17 protein-coding genes are annotated in these 16,426 nt (G+C 33.2%); 4 read left to right on the plus strand and 13 right to left on the minus strand.

Translation table 11 applies throughout. From position 1 onward, the window contains the following. The first annotated feature begins 64 nt into the window (after positions 1 to 64). Positions 65 to 1,231 carry an agmatine deiminase family protein gene (locus tag ABD963_RS06995; RefSeq protein WP_345276243.1) on the plus strand — a complete coding sequence of 389 codons (1,167 nt, stop codon included), beginning with the start codon at positions 65 to 67 and terminating at the stop codon, positions 1,229 to 1,231. A 270-nt stretch (positions 1,232 to 1,501) separates the two neighbouring features. On the opposite strand, the gene ABD963_RS07000 is transcribed toward ABD963_RS06995, so the two are convergent. Both ABD963_RS07000 and ABD963_RS07005 read right to left on the minus strand, forming a co-directional pair. Beyond that, a complete protein-coding gene (locus ABD963_RS07000) occupies positions 1,502 to 2,284 on the minus strand; it encodes a hypothetical protein (protein ID WP_345276244.1) in 783 nt (260 codons plus the stop codon). Between the two features lie 108 nt (positions 2,285 to 2,392). Further along, the gene (locus tag ABD963_RS07005; protein ID WP_345276245.1) at positions 2,393 to 3,298 is read right to left on the minus strand and encodes a hypothetical protein; all 906 of its coding nucleotides are present in this window, start codon (positions 3,296 to 3,298) and stop codon (positions 2,393 to 2,395) included. A gap of 283 nt (positions 3,299 to 3,581) precedes the next feature. Here ABD963_RS07005 and ABD963_RS07010 point away from each other — a divergent pair, with 283 nt between their 5' ends. After that, entirely contained in the window at positions 3,582 to 4,772 is a 1,191-nt protein-coding gene (locus tag ABD963_RS07010; RefSeq protein WP_345276246.1) for a pyridoxal phosphate-dependent aminotransferase, read from the plus strand. After that, positions 4,772 to 5,878 carry an AEC family transporter gene (locus ABD963_RS07015; protein WP_345276247.1) on the plus strand — a complete coding sequence of 369 codons (1,107 nt, stop codon included), beginning with the start codon at positions 4,772 to 4,774 and terminating at the stop codon, positions 5,876 to 5,878. Before ABD963_RS07010 ends, ABD963_RS07015 begins: the two co-directional genes overlap by 1 nt. A gap of 68 nt (positions 5,879 to 5,946) precedes the next feature. On the opposite strand, the gene ABD963_RS07020 is transcribed toward ABD963_RS07015, so the two are convergent. From ABD963_RS07020 to ABD963_RS07065, 10 genes are all read right to left on the minus strand, one after another. Continuing rightward, a complete protein-coding gene (locus tag ABD963_RS07020; RefSeq protein ID WP_345276248.1) occupies positions 5,947 to 6,573 on the minus strand; it encodes a dioxygenase family protein in 627 nt (208 codons plus the stop codon). Positions 6,574 to 6,700: 127 nt separating this feature from the next. Further along, a complete protein-coding gene (locus ABD963_RS07025; RefSeq protein WP_345276249.1) occupies positions 6,701 to 7,258 on the minus strand; it encodes a DUF4251 domain-containing protein in 558 nt (185 codons plus the stop codon). A gap of 138 nt (positions 7,259 to 7,396) precedes the next feature. Beyond that, the gene (locus ABD963_RS07030; protein ID WP_345276250.1) at positions 7,397 to 7,816 is read right to left on the minus strand and encodes an OsmC family protein; all 420 of its coding nucleotides are present in this window, start codon (positions 7,814 to 7,816) and stop codon (positions 7,397 to 7,399) included. 6 nt (positions 7,817 to 7,822) lie between these two features. Then, the gene (locus ABD963_RS07035) at positions 7,823 to 8,671 is read right to left on the minus strand and encodes a dienelactone hydrolase family protein (protein ID WP_345276251.1); all 849 of its coding nucleotides are present in this window, start codon (positions 8,669 to 8,671) and stop codon (positions 7,823 to 7,825) included. A gap of 74 nt (positions 8,672 to 8,745) precedes the next feature. Continuing rightward, the gene (locus ABD963_RS07040) at positions 8,746 to 9,792 is read right to left on the minus strand and encodes a glycosyltransferase family 9 protein (protein ID WP_345276252.1); all 1,047 of its coding nucleotides are present in this window, start codon (positions 9,790 to 9,792) and stop codon (positions 8,746 to 8,748) included. 1 nt (position 9,793) lies between these two features. Further along, positions 9,794 to 10,621 carry a DMT family transporter gene (locus ABD963_RS07045; protein WP_345276724.1) on the minus strand — a complete coding sequence of 276 codons (828 nt, stop codon included), beginning with the start codon at positions 10,619 to 10,621 and terminating at the stop codon, positions 9,794 to 9,796. 16 nt (positions 10,622 to 10,637) lie between these two features. Then, positions 10,638 to 11,552, minus strand: a complete 915-nt coding sequence (locus ABD963_RS07050) for an EamA family transporter (protein WP_345276253.1) — start codon at positions 11,550 to 11,552, stop codon at positions 10,638 to 10,640. Between the two features lie 29 nt (positions 11,553 to 11,581). After that, positions 11,582 to 12,367: a polyphosphate kinase 2 gene (gene ppk2, locus ABD963_RS07055; RefSeq protein WP_345276254.1), complete on the minus strand. Its 786-nt coding sequence runs from the start codon at positions 12,365 to 12,367 to the stop codon at positions 11,582 to 11,584. A 28-nt stretch (positions 12,368 to 12,395) separates the two neighbouring features. Further along, positions 12,396 to 12,848: a cold-shock protein gene (locus tag ABD963_RS07060; protein ID WP_345276255.1), complete on the minus strand. Its 453-nt coding sequence runs from the start codon at positions 12,846 to 12,848 to the stop codon at positions 12,396 to 12,398. A gap of 112 nt (positions 12,849 to 12,960) precedes the next feature. Then, on the minus strand, positions 12,961 to 14,514 hold the full coding sequence (locus ABD963_RS07065) for a DEAD/DEAH box helicase (protein WP_345276256.1): 1,554 nt from the start codon (positions 14,512 to 14,514) through the stop codon (positions 12,961 to 12,963). A gap of 163 nt (positions 14,515 to 14,677) precedes the next feature. On the opposite strand from ABD963_RS07065, the gene mgrA reads away from it, so the two are divergent. After that, complete coding sequence (mgrA, locus tag ABD963_RS07070) at positions 14,678 to 15,691, plus strand: L-glyceraldehyde 3-phosphate reductase (protein ID WP_345276257.1); 1,014 nt, start codon at positions 14,678 to 14,680, stop codon at positions 15,689 to 15,691. On the opposite strand, the gene ABD963_RS07075 is transcribed toward mgrA, so the two are convergent. Next, positions 15,688 to 16,422 carry a T9SS type A sorting domain-containing protein gene (locus ABD963_RS07075; RefSeq protein WP_345276258.1) on the minus strand — a complete coding sequence of 245 codons (735 nt, stop codon included), beginning with the start codon at positions 16,420 to 16,422 and terminating at the stop codon, positions 15,688 to 15,690. The two genes, mgrA and ABD963_RS07075, sit on opposite strands and share 4 nt — an antisense overlap. Positions 16,423 to 16,426 lie beyond the last annotated feature (4 nt).

Here is a 16,426-nt window from a genome sequence, read left to right on the forward strand (position 1 = left end):
TTTATTTTTTTACATCATTTTTATATTACCTTAGATTATAGTTACGTATAATTAGTAACACTAAATGAAAACAAAGATTATTGTACTTGTTTGTCTTTTAATGACTACAAGTTTTACTTGGTACTTCTTTTGTTATAATCAAGATTATCAACCGTCTACTGACTTTGATGAAACCGAATCCCATTTAGTGGTTTGGTCTCCCGCTTATTTAAACACATACCTTAATTTTGTTAAGAATGTAGCTGAAGATGACCATCTTACACTATTCATTCCCAGTTCAATAGAACCAGACAGCGTGTTTAAGGAACTTAAATTGTTTGGTGTTAATATGGAAAATGTTCAACTAAAAACTGTTACAAATACTGATATTTGGATTAGAGACTATGGCCCTACATTTTTGATGAATAAAAGTGGAAAAACCAAAGGTTTAAGCTTTAAATACTACAACCTTAAAAGGCATAGTTTTCCTTATGAATACCAATATTTGTTTAAAGAAAGGTTAAGAGCATCCAAGCTTGTAAGTGTTGGTGGCGCTAGGGAGTTAAATGGCAAAGGGTTGGCTATTTTGGTTGAAAAACATGAAATGGATAACAACCCAAAACTTACAAAAACAGAAATAGCTAAAGAATTAAAAAAGAAATTAGGCGTAAAAAAAATTATTTGGTTAAAAAAAGGACTTCCACAAGACGAATTACAAGCTGCAACCCCTCTTTTAGACAGTATTTACACAAATGGCGCTGGTAACCATATTGATGCTTTTTGCAGATTTATTTCACCTAATACTGTTTTATTGGCTCAGGTGGATAGTACGGAGCTTGATGCAAACCCCATTATGAAAATAGCTCATGAGCGTTTAGAGGAAAATTATACGATTCTTAAAAATGCTTCAGACCAAGATGGAAATCCTTTAAATATTATAAGGGTACCCATAGCGCCACTACTTTTTGAAAGTGAATATTATAAAAACAAAACCAAAGCCTTTTTAAGGTCTACTAGTTACTTGAATTTTATCATTACCAAAAATAAAGTTATTGTACCAAGCTATGCTCAATACCTAAAAAGCGAAGATGCCATTTCTAAAGATGCAGAGGTAGCCATTATATTTAAAAGTATTTTTCCTGAAAAGAAAATTGTGATGCTAGATTGCGTGGAACTTAATAGATATGGCGGAGGATTTCATTGTATAGCTATCAATAAACCCAAGAAAAAAGTAAAGAAGAAAGTAGTATAGTGCTTTTAAATTTGTTACCTCTACTTGTTAATTCTATTGTGATATAAATTCCCAATATATTACACTTCCCTCCTATGGCGCTTTGTAAAAGCGTTTTTTCTATTAGCATTTGATAAAAGTCTTTATTGAGTAAATTTATTCAGGAAGCTATAATTTGCTAAAGCACCAAGTTGAGTCATTTGCTAAAAGAATATAACCCAACCTTTAGGCACATCACCCGGTACAGTATCGTACCAATATTCTTTTTGCAAAGTGTGAAATAGCCCGTTATTATTTTAAGACCTCAGCATTATTTAACCAACGCTGTAAAAGAATTTGATTGTGTGAAATGGCTACTAAGTGAAATTTAGTAAAACGCTTAAAAACGCGAGATTCTTTTAAAGGCTCAACACACACGGCTATTGGTACAAGATAGTTCGAATGTATTAAAAACAATTTACCCTCTCGCTTTAATAAATAACCTACATGACCCTCATCAAAACCGATGAAATAAATTCCCTCTTCGGTTAAACTATCAATTTCATCAAAGGCCTTTTCTGGTGTCTCTTGTTCCACTTTATTAATTACTGAGCCACAACTAATTATTTTAGCTTCATCAATGGGCGATTTTTGAGCCAATTTATAACGGTTAAGATTTACTCCCATATCGCGCAAAGTTGTTGATATAAAATAACCACACGCAATGGTACCTTGGTTAGGTGTTGCCGTATGACCTCCAAAACTCCAAGGAGTGCCATACCAATGCGGGATAATTTTATCAACTAATTGATTGGTAAAAGCTGTTTTGATTTGGTCAAATGATATATTACCCAAACGAAAATCTTCTTTTAGACGTAAACGAAGTTGGTCAGTATATAATTTGGTGTTGGAATAAGAAACTGCTATACTATCTTTATCTGTTTTATAGATGAAAGATATGCCTTCTTTATTTTCAATGATTTCCTTTGTTTTCAAAGACTTTTCAGCAACATAAATATAAAATGCCACCTTGTTCATTTGAGGCGGTAATTCTTTGGTAAATCCAAATGAGAGTGTTAAAAAGAAAAATAACATAAACGTTTTAGTAGGTTTTGGGTCGTAAATTACTATTTTTTAACGTATTATGTTAGAAGTAATTATATTTAAAATGTTAATTTTTATATTTTTAAGCATATTTGATCTCTATATACTTAGATTTACAGCCCACCAAACTTCATAATCACGGGGTAAAATGGGTCTGTAACTTTGAAAACCCTGATCGGCAATTTCCAAGCCAATAATGTCATTTTTTTCATTGCACACATAGCTTATAAAAATGAATGAATGCCCATAAGGATCGAGTTTTTTCACGTTTACACCTTGAACAACCTTTTCATAATCTTCTTCATACCGCCAAACTTGCATAAGCGCCCCAGGTTTCAAGGCGCCACCCCAAATGCCTGTTGAATCTATTAAAGTACCCATGCCGGCATAAGCAATAGCACCTGCATTACCTTTACCTCGGTATTTTTCAGGAAGACTTCGCCATCCCTGATAAGTGTCTGAAGCGGAAGCATAAAGCATATCAAACACCTGCTTAGGGGAATGAAACCTAGAGGCCATGCTGTCGGGCAAATCTTGATAAAACAAATGGCCATAAACTTCTTTGTATGCTTTTTCAAAACGCCCTTTACTTACTGAAAGGCAATGACCATCTGGTTCCTTATTTTCACTGTTTAAATAGTTTTCCACAATCTTATTGGCCACAGGGCTTTCATTATATACATTGTGAGAATTTCTGAATTCTTCAAATAGCATGGTATTTATGGCAACTTCGGTTGCTGCTTCCAAAGGAATGATTGGTTTTAATGAATCATTAGCTTGTGATAAACTTAGTAATGCCAGTTCTGGTTTATGGATTGGATATTCATGATCATCAATAGCATATTCTTTTCCGTCTATTGGCGTTTTATCTGAAACCAAAAAGCTTGATTCGTAATTTGTTTCTTTTGTCGATGAACAATCTAATATCAATAGACCTGTAAGAGCTATACATATCAAGTAAGCAATATACTTTTTGATTGATATTTTTCTGAAGATGCGCTTCATTTCTATAGTTTAATGACTTTTTACATTGACACAATTTAATCTCGTCGTTATAAAACTCCCAACGCTATTGATAGCATTGTGTTTGGTAGATGATATCAAAGCTACCTTATATTATGTCAAAATAAAATGATTCTTATCAGTCAAATTTGATGATTTAGAATTCATATTAAATTTTAAGTATTATTCTTTAAACACTATAAAAAATGCAACGTTTAGTTAATTTTAACATTTTTAATTTAAAAAATATCATAAATTAGAGGAAAAATTCAAACGACTAACTCTTATGGAATCATCAAAATTAAGCAGACGTAATTGGCTAAAAAAAGGAACATTAACTCTTGCAGGCATGGCCATGATGCCTACAGATATTTGGGCTAATGCCGTAAAAGAGGCACAAACCAATAACAGAACCTATCTTTTTAATACAAAAAATAGTTTTAATGAGTTCACACCTCCTGTTTTGTTTGAACCTGAATTGAAAGCTATTTTACGTGCAAATGAGAATCCATATGGGCCACCACCATTGGCCGCTAAAGCATTTCAAGATGAAGTGTTTTCAGGTAACCGATATGCTTGGGAAACTTTAACCAACTTAGTAAATATTATAGCTAAAAAGGAAAACGTAAAACCAGAAAATATTTTAATGGCTCCAGGGTCATCTGATATTTTGGAGAAAGTTGCCATGGTGATGTTTCAACATGGTGGTGATGTGGTTAGTGCAGACCCCAGTTATATGTCATTAATCAATGTGTCTAAATCCGTTGGTGGCGAATGGAAATCCTATAAGCTTTTGGACGATTCTCAACATGATTTGGATGCCATGGAAGCGGGTATTGATTCGAATACCAAACTGGTATATATATGTAATCCAAATAATCCAACAGGTTCCATAACAAATGCTAGCAAACTAAAAGATTTCTGCCGCAGGGTTTCCGAAAAAGTGCCTGTTTTTATTGATGAAGCTTATATTGAACTTTCCGATAACGGCATAGTAGACAGTATGGTAAGTTTGGTTAGTGAAGGAAAAGATGTGATGGTAGCACGAACCTTTTCAAAAATACACGGCATGGCCGGTTTGCGTATTGGATATTTGGTTGGAAAAGAAGAAACCTTAAATAAAATAAATGACATCACTCGAGGTGGCATGGGTATCACAGGTCCTTCAATTATGGCTGCGACTACTAGTTTACAAGGTGAAGACTTTTTAAATATGTCTAAAACCAAAATTGCTGAAGCCAGAGCTTATACCCAAAATTACCTTGAGCAAAAAGGATATCGCTTTTTGCCATCTCAAACCAATTTCATGATTTTTGAAATCGATATGGATGGTAGTGATTTTCTTAATAAAATGTACAGCAAACAAGTGGGTGTAAGAGCATTTACTTTTTGGGGCAAAAATTGGTGTAGAGTGAGTATGGGAACCATGGATGAAATGAAATTATTTACCAATGCCATGGATGAAATATTTGCTTAATGTCTGATGCTCTTGTAAAAGCAATTTCATTTATAACCTTCATTTTTATTGGACTTTTACTTAAAAACAAGTTTAGTTCCAAGGATGAAATTAATGGTTTAAAAAAAATCATTTTATTGCTGGCCTTACCCGCAACGATTTTCGTTGCACTTATCAAGGTTAAGCTGCACATCGATTTACTTTTTTTACCATTTATAGCCTTAGCATTCAACCTTGTTTTATTTTTTGCTACGCCTTTGCTATTGCAAATTCTTGGATTTACCAATAAACCCATTATCAATACTGCTAAATTATTAATTCCATCTTTAGCCCCAGGGCTGTCATGTTTTCCATTTATTTTGGAATTTTTGGGAGAACCTTATTTAGCTAAAGCTGCCATGGCAGATTTAGGAAATAAATTTTTCGTGCTTTTTATTTTGTATTTAGTGGCGATAAAATGGTTTTACCGAAATAAAAACCAAAAAAAGGAATCCATTTACACTAAATTGAAATCGCTTTTCAAAGTGATGCTTTTTGAGCCTGTAAACCTATTTATTATACTGGCCTTGATATTATTGTTCTCTGGGATAACCTTAACCGACTTGCCTTTATTTATTCAAGAAAACCTCATACGATTAAGCGATATTATGACACCCTTGATTTTATTGTTCATTGGATTAGCGGTTGCTATTAAAAGAAAACAATTTACCCAGATATTTTCACTACTCATGCTTCGTTACGGGTTATCTTTATTATTGATTGGTTTTGTTATTTCAGTTTTTGATTTCGAAATGGGTAATGATGTTTTATTTATGATAGCGTTTGCATTAAGCGCTTGCAGTTTTTGGCCTTTTGCACATATTTCCAGTATTGCTATTAGAGAGAAAGATTTGCCAGAGAAAGAACAAACATTTAACACTAAATTTGCTCTGTCGGTTTTAGCTTTATCATTACCACTTTCGGTCTTACTTATATTAATGGTTTTTACAGCTGGAAATACCTTTATTAATCCTACAAATGTTTATTTGTTGGCATTATTTATTATCCTTCTCGGAATCGCTTTACCATTTTTCAAATGGGCGAAAAATGGCGCACAAATTAAAAATCGATATAGTAAAACCGACTAGTATTTTTAAAATATTAAAGCCCATTTAAATATTTAAATGGGCTTCTTATTTTGGTGAGAGAAATTTAATTAATATTCGGATTTGTTTTCTTTGCCTAAAATAATGTCCCTAGTGGCTACAAAAAGGCCTTCTTTTTTATCTAATTTAAGAATTCTATTAGGATTTGTTTGTTCGATTTTTTCACGACAAGACTCTTTTAATAAAGGATCGTTATCAAAAACAAAGGTCTCTATTTTTTGTTCTGGTTTACCTGGTTCTTTAATAATTGGAAGAATTTGCTTTAATTCGTTACCGTAAATGTATGATCCTGGTACAAAGGTGTAAAATGTATAACGCCCATCAGCATCGGTTTTTACCCAACCTCTGTGGTGTACATAGCGTTTTTTGTTTTCTCTTCGTAACTCAAAGTTTCCATCTTCATCTGCTTGATGGATAAAAAGCAATACGTTTTTGGCAGGTGTTACGCCATCATTTTCATAAATGATTCCCGTAATTTTAAGTTTGTTTGATTTAGATGCAAAATCGGGAATGGTATCCACACTGTTTAAATGCTTTTCAGAAAAATCATATATAGGACTACGTTTCTTGTAATTTTCTGGAATTTCATTTAAAACATCTGACGTTTCTTGTGAATTAATCACATTGGGACTAACTACGAAACTAACTAAACAAAAAAGGGTAAATAATTTTTTCATGGGGCTTATTATTTAATACATTCAAAACTAAATAACTAAGTCCTTTAGACATAAAAAAATCGTTTGAACTATAAATTTTTACGATGAATAGATGAAAAGACTTTTTTATTAACAAATAGCTATTTAACTATTCATTTTCTGAAATTTCTTTTGCATTTCCTGAATACCTTATAGGAAATCGTGAGACACTATTTAACGATATATTGGCATTTAAAGAAGGCCAAATTGTTATGTTTACATTAAAATTTTCAGAGTTACTTTTAGCTTCAAAGGAAATATCAATGCCATTATCCTTTCTTTTAACCGATTGATAATTCTTCATGAGTCCTTTCAATTTAATGGCTCCATCTCCTGATCCTCCATATCCAACCTGCATTTGTCGCTCACCAAAATATGGTAAATGAGAATAAATACTATCTCCTAAAATCTTTAAAAAATTGGAATTTCCAATTAAATTGATACTTGCAGAATTACTACCTGGTTGTAAAATGCCCGAATTTAAAACCTGGTTAAGGGCATTGGTGGTTTGCGGGTAAGCCCAGTCCGACTCTATGATAAATTCCTTACTTTCAACCATTGTGTTCAACTTTTGTATTTCAAAATCTGTAGCTACTTTTCTAGTTGATTGGCAAGAGTAAATGGTCAATAAAATGATACTCACAACAATAAATCTATAAGGCTTCATAAGCACTTTGTTTTCTTTCTAAAATACAAAATTTTAAGCAAATTTTTAAACTAAAGGACTAAAAATGAGCAACATTTAGATAAAAAAAACCAGAACATAATATTATGTTCTGGTTTAATAATTATGCGGATTTTTCTTTTAGATAAGTGTTGCCTCTAAAATTATCTTGGCATTTAATAATTTTGAAATAGGACAAATTTCTTTAGCCTTATTTGCAATTTCAATAAATTGGTCACTTTTAATATCAGGTACATTCCCTTCTAAATGTAAATCAATTTGTGTAACACTTCCGTCCTCAAAAGTTACCTTAGCACCCACATCCAATGTGGTGGCAGTAAAACCAGCTTCGTTAAGTAAAAAACTCAGTTGCATGGCAAAACAACCTGCGTGTGCTGCTCCAACCAATTCCTCTGGATTCGTACCTTTTTCACCATCTTCAAAACGGGTGTGAAACGAATATGCTGTATTTTCAAGTACTTTACTTCCTGTTGTTAAAGTTCCTTTGCCTTCCTTACCACTACCCTTCCATTGGGCTTTGGCTTTTCTGGTAAATTTCATATAGTTTTATTTTTTAAAAGTTTCAGTTAATAAATTTTGTAATGCTTCCCAAGATTTAGCATCGGCTTCGGCATTGTATTCCAAAGGTAATCCAAACTTTTCACCAAGGGCGGTTGCACCTTTACTAGTGTAAGCATGTTTTGCACCATCGTAAGCTACATATTTATAATCAGCATGAATGCTATCCATAGCCTTTTTAAAATTGGCAACAGATTCTGGCGATACAAAGGGGTCATCAGCTCCATTGGCGACTAATACTTTAGCTTTTAGCTTGTTGTTGGGCATTATAGGTAATTGAACGCCACTATGAAAGGCTGCAACAGCATCTAAGTCTTCGCCTGCATTAGCCATGGTTAATACCACGCTACCACCAAAGCAATACCCTATTGCTGCAATTTTGGTACTATCGACCGATGGATTATTCTTTAAAACATTTAAAGCAGCATCAAAACGGGCTTTTGCTACATCGATATTTTTCATAACCATACCAGAAAATTTACCGGCGTCTTCGGGATGTGCCGCTTGTTTACCATCTCCATACATATCAATGGCAATGGCAGTATAACCTAATTCGGCTAACATATCGGCGCGTTTACGTGTATAATCATTGTGTCCCCACCATTCGTGAACCACTATCACTCCTGGTCGTTTTCCTTCCAAGTTTTTATCATACGCCATATAGCCTTTCATTTGGGTACTGTCTGTGCTGTATGACACTTCTGTTCCTTCAACATTGATTTCTTTTACAGTCATCTCCTCTATGTTTTCTTTTGCTTTGTCTTTGCAGGATACTATCATGCCGAATGACATTAAGAAAATGAGCAGTTTGTTTTTAATTTTTAATTGTGTTTTCATGTATTGAAATTTGTTTAAAGATAAAACAATGAAACTTGAAAAAAGAGGAAACCCAATAAATGTATGCTATAAACCTATTTAAGAATCTTATCTATAGCATTTATCCAGTCGTTCATTTGAGTTTTATCGGTATGAAGAGCGATACTTCCATTTCCATAAGGCGCATAAATATTTGGATCTGTAACGGAAAAGAAACCAACAGTGGGGGTTAATGAGGCACTTGCCAAATGCATCACGCCGTTATCGGCAGCAATAAATACAGAAGTGTTTTTTATTATGGCCGCCATTTCTCGAATATCCTTGCTGAAAAAATGAGGCGCTTTAAAATTTATTTTTGAAATGTTTTCAATAGGAAGCATTTCAATAATGTTATAATTGGGGTATTCCTTTAACAAACGAGCATAGAAGGTTTCCCACCAATTTTCAGAATAACATTTGGCTCCTGTGGCATTCGTATAAATACAAATGGTTTTTTTATTGTTTTTGATGATGTTATCCAAAATTTTTTTTCCTTTAGTAATTTCATTTACATCCAGTTTTATATCCAAAACAGGCATGGCATGATTTCTTTTTTCAAAACCAAGTTTTTCTAAATAAAATCTCAGATTGTAAATAGGATATTTTGAAATATGTTCATAATCAGTGTACCTTTCCTGAATTTCTTCGTCCACATCGCCAAAAACCTTTATAGTTGACTTACTAAGCTGAGTTAGTAATCTTCCTGATGATGAGTTTTTATCGCCATTAATCACTAAATCATATTTAGTTTTTTTTATGGATACCCAGCTCAAAGCATATTTAAACAAATGATTAAAGGGTTTTTTTGGAAGTTGAATGATTTTATTGATTTCCTTATAATTCTGAAACACAGGAACAGCCACTCCACCTTTTACAAACAAGTCTATTTTGCAATCTGGAAAGGTGTTAATGACTTCTTGAACGATGGGCGTTAAAAGTAATTGATTGCCTAGACGATGATTGGGTCTAATGATTAAAACCTTTTTTATTTCCAATTTATTTGTGGGACCAATAACAGGATCTGAATACGATTTACCAATGTTTTTGGTAATGCTTTGCATGATGCGCCTTCTTATGTTATTGATGCGTGGTGATACTTTCATTCTAACTTTTTTTGGATTCCAGTTTAGCTTTGTATAGGACGTTTAAAACCAATCCTGCTATAATTAATGCGATACCCAATAAACTCCAAACGGTGTAAATTTCTGCAAATATAAAAACGCCTAACAATACCGTAAAAATTACTTCTAAATATTTAAGCGGTGCAACTTGATTTGTTGAGGCCACTTGGAACGCTTTGGTCATGTAAACCTGTCCGTAATACCCAAAAACACCCAATCCAAATAACATAAACCATTCTTTACCAACTGGATTTACCCAATTATTAATAGATAAAAGTCCACCAACAATAGTTGCAATAACCATAAAATAATTAACTACTACTACCGGATGGTCACCCTTACCAATTTTGTTTATCAAAATATAAACTAAGCCACTAAAAATAGCAGAAATAAATACCAATAACAATCCATAACTATTTACTTCGGTATCAAATCCTTTTATAATAATAACACCTGTAAACGCAATAAAAAAGAATAACCATTGCCATATTTTTATTTTTTCCTTCAAGAAGAAAATGGCGAATATAGCCGCGAAAATGGGTGCCATATATCGTAATGAAACCGCTGTACCTATGGGCAAATATTTGGTTGACATGAAAAATAAAGTCATTGAAGTAACACCCACAAGACCTCTTAAAACCAATAATTTTTTTTGGTTTCCAAGAAGCGGTATGTTATTTTTTATTAAAAACCAAAATGTAAAGAATAATGAACTTAGCGATCTAAAAAAAACGATTTGATAAGCATCTATATGCACCAAGTATCTCACAATGCCATTCATACAAGCGAAAGCCATGGTGCTTATGAGCATGAATTTTATGGCCGCCTTAACGTCCAATACCTCTGGGTTTAATGACACGGTTGGTATTTATGAAATAAACCCCCGTAAGCAATACAACAGCTGCTATTATAGATTGAAGGGTAATGGTTTCATTTAAAATCCACCAACCCAAGAATAGCGCTATAATAGGATTTACATAAGTGCTAGTAGCTACTTTTTCTGGAGAAACTACTTTTAATAAATAATTAAAAGCTGTAAACGCTACGATACTTCCAAACAAAATAAGTCCCAACATAGACCATTGCACAGTAGTGCTCCATTGAGTTGGTAATGACCATGTTTCACCAAAAAACAGACTGGCGATAGCTAACATAATACCACCAGTTAGCATTTGATAGCCCGTATTCACAAAATAATTGGATGGTAAATCTGCTTTCCCTACAAACAAACTACCAGAGGCCCAACTTATCATACAAACAAAAATCATAATCATCCCTACCATTTGATTTTCCTGACTGATAAGTTGTTTTTGACTCACAAGAAGATAGATACCAATAAAACCTAAAACTACCCCAATGTAAGACATAGTGGCTATTTTTTTACCTTGAAAAATTCGCATTAAAATTAATACTACTAAGGGTTGGGCTGAAATTTCTAAAGCTGCAAAACCACTATCCACAAATTTAAGTGCCCAAACAACCACTCCATTTCCAAAAGTTAAAAACAAAAAACCTGCAATAATGGTATTTTTAAATTGCTGTTTTGAAATTGAAATATTGACTTTTAAAAGTTTGGCGATGATAAAAATTAGAATACTAGCCACTATAAAACGTATAGCTGCCAACTTAAAAGGGGGTAATTCAGTAACGGCTATTTTGTTTAAAAGATAGGTAGAGCCCCAAATAACATAAATGGCAAAAAATGCTAAAACTATAACTACTGGTTTTTTTGGTAATGCCATAATCAGTTAAGGAGTTTAAAAAATATAAATTAAGAAGGGTTGTTATATTTATAAAGGCACACTTTAAGGCTATCAGAATCAAAAACCTCTGATACAATAGATGTGTCTAGTTCGAGTCGTTCTCCAGTATCTCCTTTCTTATCAAACTCAAATCGGTTTACAACATATCTAATCACCTCTTTTCTAGCCACATCCCTATCATTACCATTTACAACCACCCAAGGCGCATTTGGTTTACCTGTTTTTTTGAACATAGCTTCCTTATATTTCGTGAAATCTTCCCATTTGGACTGAGCCTCTACGTCAACGCTACTCAGTTTCCATTGTTTTAAAGGGTTATGAACCCGTTCTTCTAAACGTCGTTTTTGTTCTTCAGAATTAATAGAAAACCAAAATTTAAACAAATGGATGCCATCTTCAACCAAAAGCTTTTCTAATTGTACTACCTGCTTGTTAAATAGATTATACTGTTTTTTTGTGCAAAAGCCCATAACAGGCTCAACCACCGACCGATTGTACCAACTTCTATCAAAGAGAACCATTTCGCCAGGTCCAGGAAAATGTTCTATGTAACGTTGAAAATACCACTGGCCCATTTCTCTTTCGGTAGGTTTAGAAAGCGCAACTACCTTAAACAGTCTGGGATTTAAAAAACGGATAAACCGCATAATGGCGCCACCTTTACCTGCGGTATCCCTACCCTCAAATAAAATTAAAACTCTTTGATTGGTTTCTTTGATGTGCTGTTGTAGCCTTACTAACTCGGTTTGGAGATTTATGTATTCTTCATCTTCCTCTAAACTATGTAATGCCATAACTAAGACGATTTTTATAGATTGATAATCAAATCTTTTTCACTCGAACGGCATTCATGCCTTTGGCACCCCGCTCCAACTCGTAAGTCACTTTATCATTTTCTTCAATAGGCTCAAGAATACCACTTACGTGTACAAAATATTTTTCTTGGTTAATGCTGTCCAATATAAAACCAAAACCTTTTGAATGATCAAAAAAGGATACTTTCCCTTCCTTAGCAGAAGGTTCTTCTTCAACTCTATCTTCTTTTTTAGGAATTCCAAGTTCAATGCTTTCTGCTTCAATTTTCTCGCGCATTGCTGGATCTGGTGGTGTATCGGTTAAATTTCCGTTAAAATCTACATAGGCAAACTGAATCCCTTTTGGGTTGTCTTTAGCTTCAGCCTTTCTCGCATCTTTCTTTTTTTGCTTCTCTTCTCTTTTCTTTAATCGTTTTTTTTCTTTTTCAATTTTGTTAAAGGTAACTTGTGATTTTGCCATAGTTTATAACGTATACTTTGTATACTGCAGATTTATTTTGAATTAATAGCCGTAAAGATACGTCTTATTTTAAGGATGGAATAATTATATGGCAGTAAAATACTTAGTAGAATCAGTCTTCTGGTGCATAACCATGGATTTCTTCAAAAACGGTATCAAAATTTGCTCTTAAATAGGCATTTAATTTTTTCCTGTAATCACCTTTTAGCCATTCTACAAAATTGAACGTACTTTTACTTATGCATTTCGTATAACGTTGTATCCTAAAATCGATGTCATCGCCCAACATTTTTGCCAAAGCTAGGGCATCATAAACATCTTCACTGTTTTCGATACAAATTTTTGCGTGGTGTTCTATAGATCGTTCTAAAACTACCTTTGAAGACTCGCCATTTCTAATGGAATCCACATAGGTTTTTTGAATATCAAAATAAACGTTTTTGGATTTTGCAAATTCAGCACGTAATTCATCGGGCATTTCATATCTAAAGTTGCTTTCTAAATCCTCATCACTTAAAATAGAATCTAAATAATAATTAGGTGATTTAAAGATGCGTTGCCAATCCAAATCATCACCCCATGGTCCAAATCGGTGGAAATTATTACCTAAATCTACTACTGTAAAGGTTTTTTTGTTTTTCAATATACGGGAACCACGACCAATCATTTGGTAGTAAAGCGTTAGAGATTTAGTAGCTCTATTTAAAATGATGCTTTCTACGGTGGGTTCATCAAAACCTGTGGTTAAAATACTTACCGAAGTTAAAATGGCATCTGGTGTTTTTTTGAACCATTTTAATATTAATGCACGTTCCTTTTTTGTGTTGGTATTGTCTAAATGCGCAATAGGATAACCAGCTCTTCGAAAGGTATCATACACATGTAATGAAGTATTGATACCATTGTTAAAAATTAAAGTTTTTTTACCTTTTGAACGTTCCTCATAAGCTTGTAGAAGCTTCGTTAACATATCGTTATCAGTATACAAGTCTTCTGAAGATTTAACGGTATAATCACCGTTTGCTCCTACCACCAAAGAGGTTAAACCCACGTTATAAGTAAACATTTCAGCACGCGCCAAAAATCCATTTTCAATAAGTGATTCTATACTTTCACCAACAATTAATTCATCATAATTATCGGTCATTGGTAACTCAATACTCGAACTTAAAGGGGTGGCTGTTACACCCAGTATGAATGACTGGCTAAAAAATTTGAAAAGCTTTGTAAAAGAATTGTAATGGGCTTCATCTATAATAACCAAACCAATATCTGAAATGTCAAGCTTATCGTCATTTAAACGGTTGTTTAAGGTTTCAACCATAGCAACAAAGCATGAATAATTGCCTTGGTCACTCAAATCGGCCTTACTATCAATCACTTTGTTAACCACACCAAATTCGGTAAGCATGTTTGAGGTCTGTTTACATAATTCAATTCGGTGCGTCATCACCAAAACCTTTTTTTGGTGATGTTTCAAATATTGCCTAACAATCTCAGAAAATATAACCGTTTTACCACCGCCAGTTGGTAATTGGTATAACAAATGGTAGTCATCAGGAGACTCTTCAAAGGCCTTAAAAATTTTATTGATAGCCCCTTTTTGGTAGCTGTATAAATTTTTACCTTCTTTTCTATCTTCTAATTCTGTTCTTGAAACGGACATATTTGCAATTTACTGACGTGCAAAAATAACATCTTTAAAGGGTTTATCTAGCATCATTTTAATGAAAATTATATTGTAATATCTAAAGGAACCTTTTTAATATTTTTTTTGCTTATGATTTAGGGCATTAATTAATACATTTACATTATGAAAATTCACAACTATGCAAATTAATGACAAATCGGAGGTGAAGAGTTATCTGGCGAATTCAACAAGATACCAATCCATGACCTTTAGAAGATCAGGAAATAGTGGCGCATTGCTACCAGCCATTTCTTTGGGGTTGTGGCATAACTTTGGGTTTGTAGATAATATTCAAAATGGAAGAGAGATTTTAAGAACTGCTTTTGATTTAGGAATTACTCATTTTGATTTGGCAAATAATTATGGCCCACCTTATGGTTCTGCGGAAGAGAATTTTGGAACCATTTTCAAGAATGACTTTAAGTCATACAGAGATGAATTATTTATAGCTTCCAAAGCAGGTTTTGACATGTGGCCTGGGCCTTATGGCAACTGGGGCTCCAGAAAGTATTTAATTGCTAGTTTGGACCAGAGTTTAAAACGCATGGGACTGGATTATGTAGATATTTTTTATCATCATAGACCAGACCCACACACCCCTCTTGAAGAAACCATGGGGGCATTGGCTGATATAGTGCGACAAGGAAAAGCTTTGTATGTTGGCATCTCAAATTATGCTCCTAAAGAAACCCAAGAGGCAGCAGTTATTTTAAAGCGTTTAAATGTGCCATTTATTTTACATCAAGCCAGATATTCCATGTTTGATAGATGGATTGAAGATGGGCTTTTAGATACTTTAGAACAAATTGGTGTGGGTTGTATTGCCTTCTCACCATTAGCACAAGGTATGCTTACCGATAAATATATTAGTGGCATCCCTGAAAACTCAAGAGCAGCCAAAACCTTAACGTATTTAGATACCGATACGGTTAAAAGTAACCTAGTTAAAATTCAAAAACTAAATGAAATAGCCAAAGCGCGAGGGCAGAAACTACAGCAAATGGCGATTGCTTGGATTTTGAGACAAAAACAAGTGGCCTCTGTTTTGGTTGGTGCCAGTTCAGCCAATCAATTAAAAGACAATGTAGAGGCATTAAATAATTTGAGTTTTTCTAAAGAGGAATTAACTGAAATAGAAAAGATTATTGCTTAAATTTTTATAAACTTTTTTATGATTTTAATACCAAATTCATTTTCAATTGAAATAAAATAAATTCCCTGAGAGAGTTTTTCAACGTCTATTGAATTGTTATTTTGTAATTCGTAATTAGAACTATACAACTTGCCATTAATATCAAAAATTTTAATTTTAGACTTAGCTAAATTGAAAAATGATAATATAAGTATTTCGTTTTTTACTGGGTTAGGATAAATAATTAATTCTAACTTATTAGTTGGATTTTTTGCTGATAAAGAATTTAAAAAATATGTAGCATAATATCCAAGATTATTAGTAATAATTAACGTTTTTGGCTGACTTGATGTTTCATCTAATACTTGATAAGTGAAGGTGCTACCAAATGAATAATAATTATAAAAATTATTATATTTTGGAATTAATGAAAAGTATGGTTCCATTTCTTCTTTACAACCACCCAATGTTACATTAATAGTGGAAAAAGTAATTGTTGAACTGTCAGAATCTATGATAATTTCACCTGAAGCAGTATCACAGACGGCAGTACTAAAACTTTTTATATTTTGACTTTGATAGGAAAAAGATGCTTTGATTGTTCGTCCAAAATCTGAAATAAGTTGCAGATTGCTTTCAGAACCAATGTTTAAATCAATTAAACTCCATTCACCATCATCGATATCTAATGATTGGGAAAATACGCCAAAACTAAATACTATAAGTAAAAATAAATTTAAGGTGAACTTCATAAAA

This window comes from Litoribaculum gwangyangense (genome assembly GCF_039543505.1).
GTDB classification, from domain to species: Bacteria; Bacteroidota; Bacteroidia; order Flavobacteriales; family Flavobacteriaceae; genus Litoribaculum; species Litoribaculum gwangyangense.

What these genes read in the sequence shown, in the direction of transcription:
- ABD963_RS07050 (WP_345276253.1), bottom strand. Translation starts at nt 11,552, where the DNA reads ATGGCATTACCAAAAAAACCAGTAGTTATAGTTTTAGCATTTTTTGCC.
- ABD963_RS07030 (WP_345276250.1), bottom strand. Translation starts at nt 7,816, where the DNA reads ATGAAATTTACCAGAAAAGCCAAAGCCCAATGGAAGGGTAGTGGTAAG.
- mgrA (WP_345276257.1), top strand. Translation starts at nt 14,678, where the DNA reads ATGCAAATTAATGACAAATCGGAGGTGAAGAGTTATCTGGCGAATTCA.
- ABD963_RS07045 (WP_345276724.1), bottom strand. Translation starts at nt 10,621, where the DNA reads ATGCTCATAAGCACCATGGCTTTCGCTTGTATGAATGGCATTGTGAGA.
- ABD963_RS07015 (WP_345276247.1), top strand. Translation starts at nt 4,772, where the DNA reads ATGTCTGATGCTCTTGTAAAAGCAATTTCATTTATAACCTTCATTTTT.
- ABD963_RS07075 (WP_345276258.1), bottom strand. Translation starts at nt 16,422, where the DNA reads ATGAAGTTCACCTTAAATTTATTTTTACTTATAGTATTTAGTTTTGGC.
- ABD963_RS07025 (WP_345276249.1), bottom strand. Translation starts at nt 7,258, where the DNA reads ATGAAGCCTTATAGATTTATTGTTGTGAGTATCATTTTATTGACCATT.
- ppk2 (WP_345276254.1), bottom strand. Translation starts at nt 12,367, where the DNA reads ATGGCATTACATAGTTTAGAGGAAGATGAAGAATACATAAATCTCCAA.
- ABD963_RS07040 (WP_345276252.1), bottom strand. Translation starts at nt 9,792, where the DNA reads ATGAAAGTATCACCACGCATCAATAACATAAGAAGGCGCATCATGCAA.
- ABD963_RS07035 (WP_345276251.1), bottom strand. Translation starts at nt 8,671, where the DNA reads ATGAAAACACAATTAAAAATTAAAAACAAACTGCTCATTTTCTTAATG.
- ABD963_RS07065 (WP_345276256.1), bottom strand. Translation starts at nt 14,514, where the DNA reads ATGTCCGTTTCAAGAACAGAATTAGAAGATAGAAAAGAAGGTAAAAAT.
- ABD963_RS07005 (WP_345276245.1), bottom strand. Translation starts at nt 3,298, where the DNA reads ATGAAGCGCATCTTCAGAAAAATATCAATCAAAAAGTATATTGCTTAC.
- ABD963_RS07020 (WP_345276248.1), bottom strand. Translation starts at nt 6,573, where the DNA reads ATGAAAAAATTATTTACCCTTTTTTGTTTAGTTAGTTTCGTAGTTAGT.
- ABD963_RS07010 (WP_345276246.1), top strand. Translation starts at nt 3,582, where the DNA reads ATGGAATCATCAAAATTAAGCAGACGTAATTGGCTAAAAAAAGGAACA.
- ABD963_RS07000 (WP_345276244.1), bottom strand. Translation starts at nt 2,284, where the DNA reads ATGTTATTTTTCTTTTTAACACTCTCATTTGGATTTACCAAAGAATTA.
- ABD963_RS07060 (WP_345276255.1), bottom strand. Translation starts at nt 12,848, where the DNA reads ATGGCAAAATCACAAGTTACCTTTAACAAAATTGAAAAAGAAAAAAAA.
- ABD963_RS06995 (WP_345276243.1), top strand. Translation starts at nt 65, where the DNA reads ATGAAAACAAAGATTATTGTACTTGTTTGTCTTTTAATGACTACAAGT.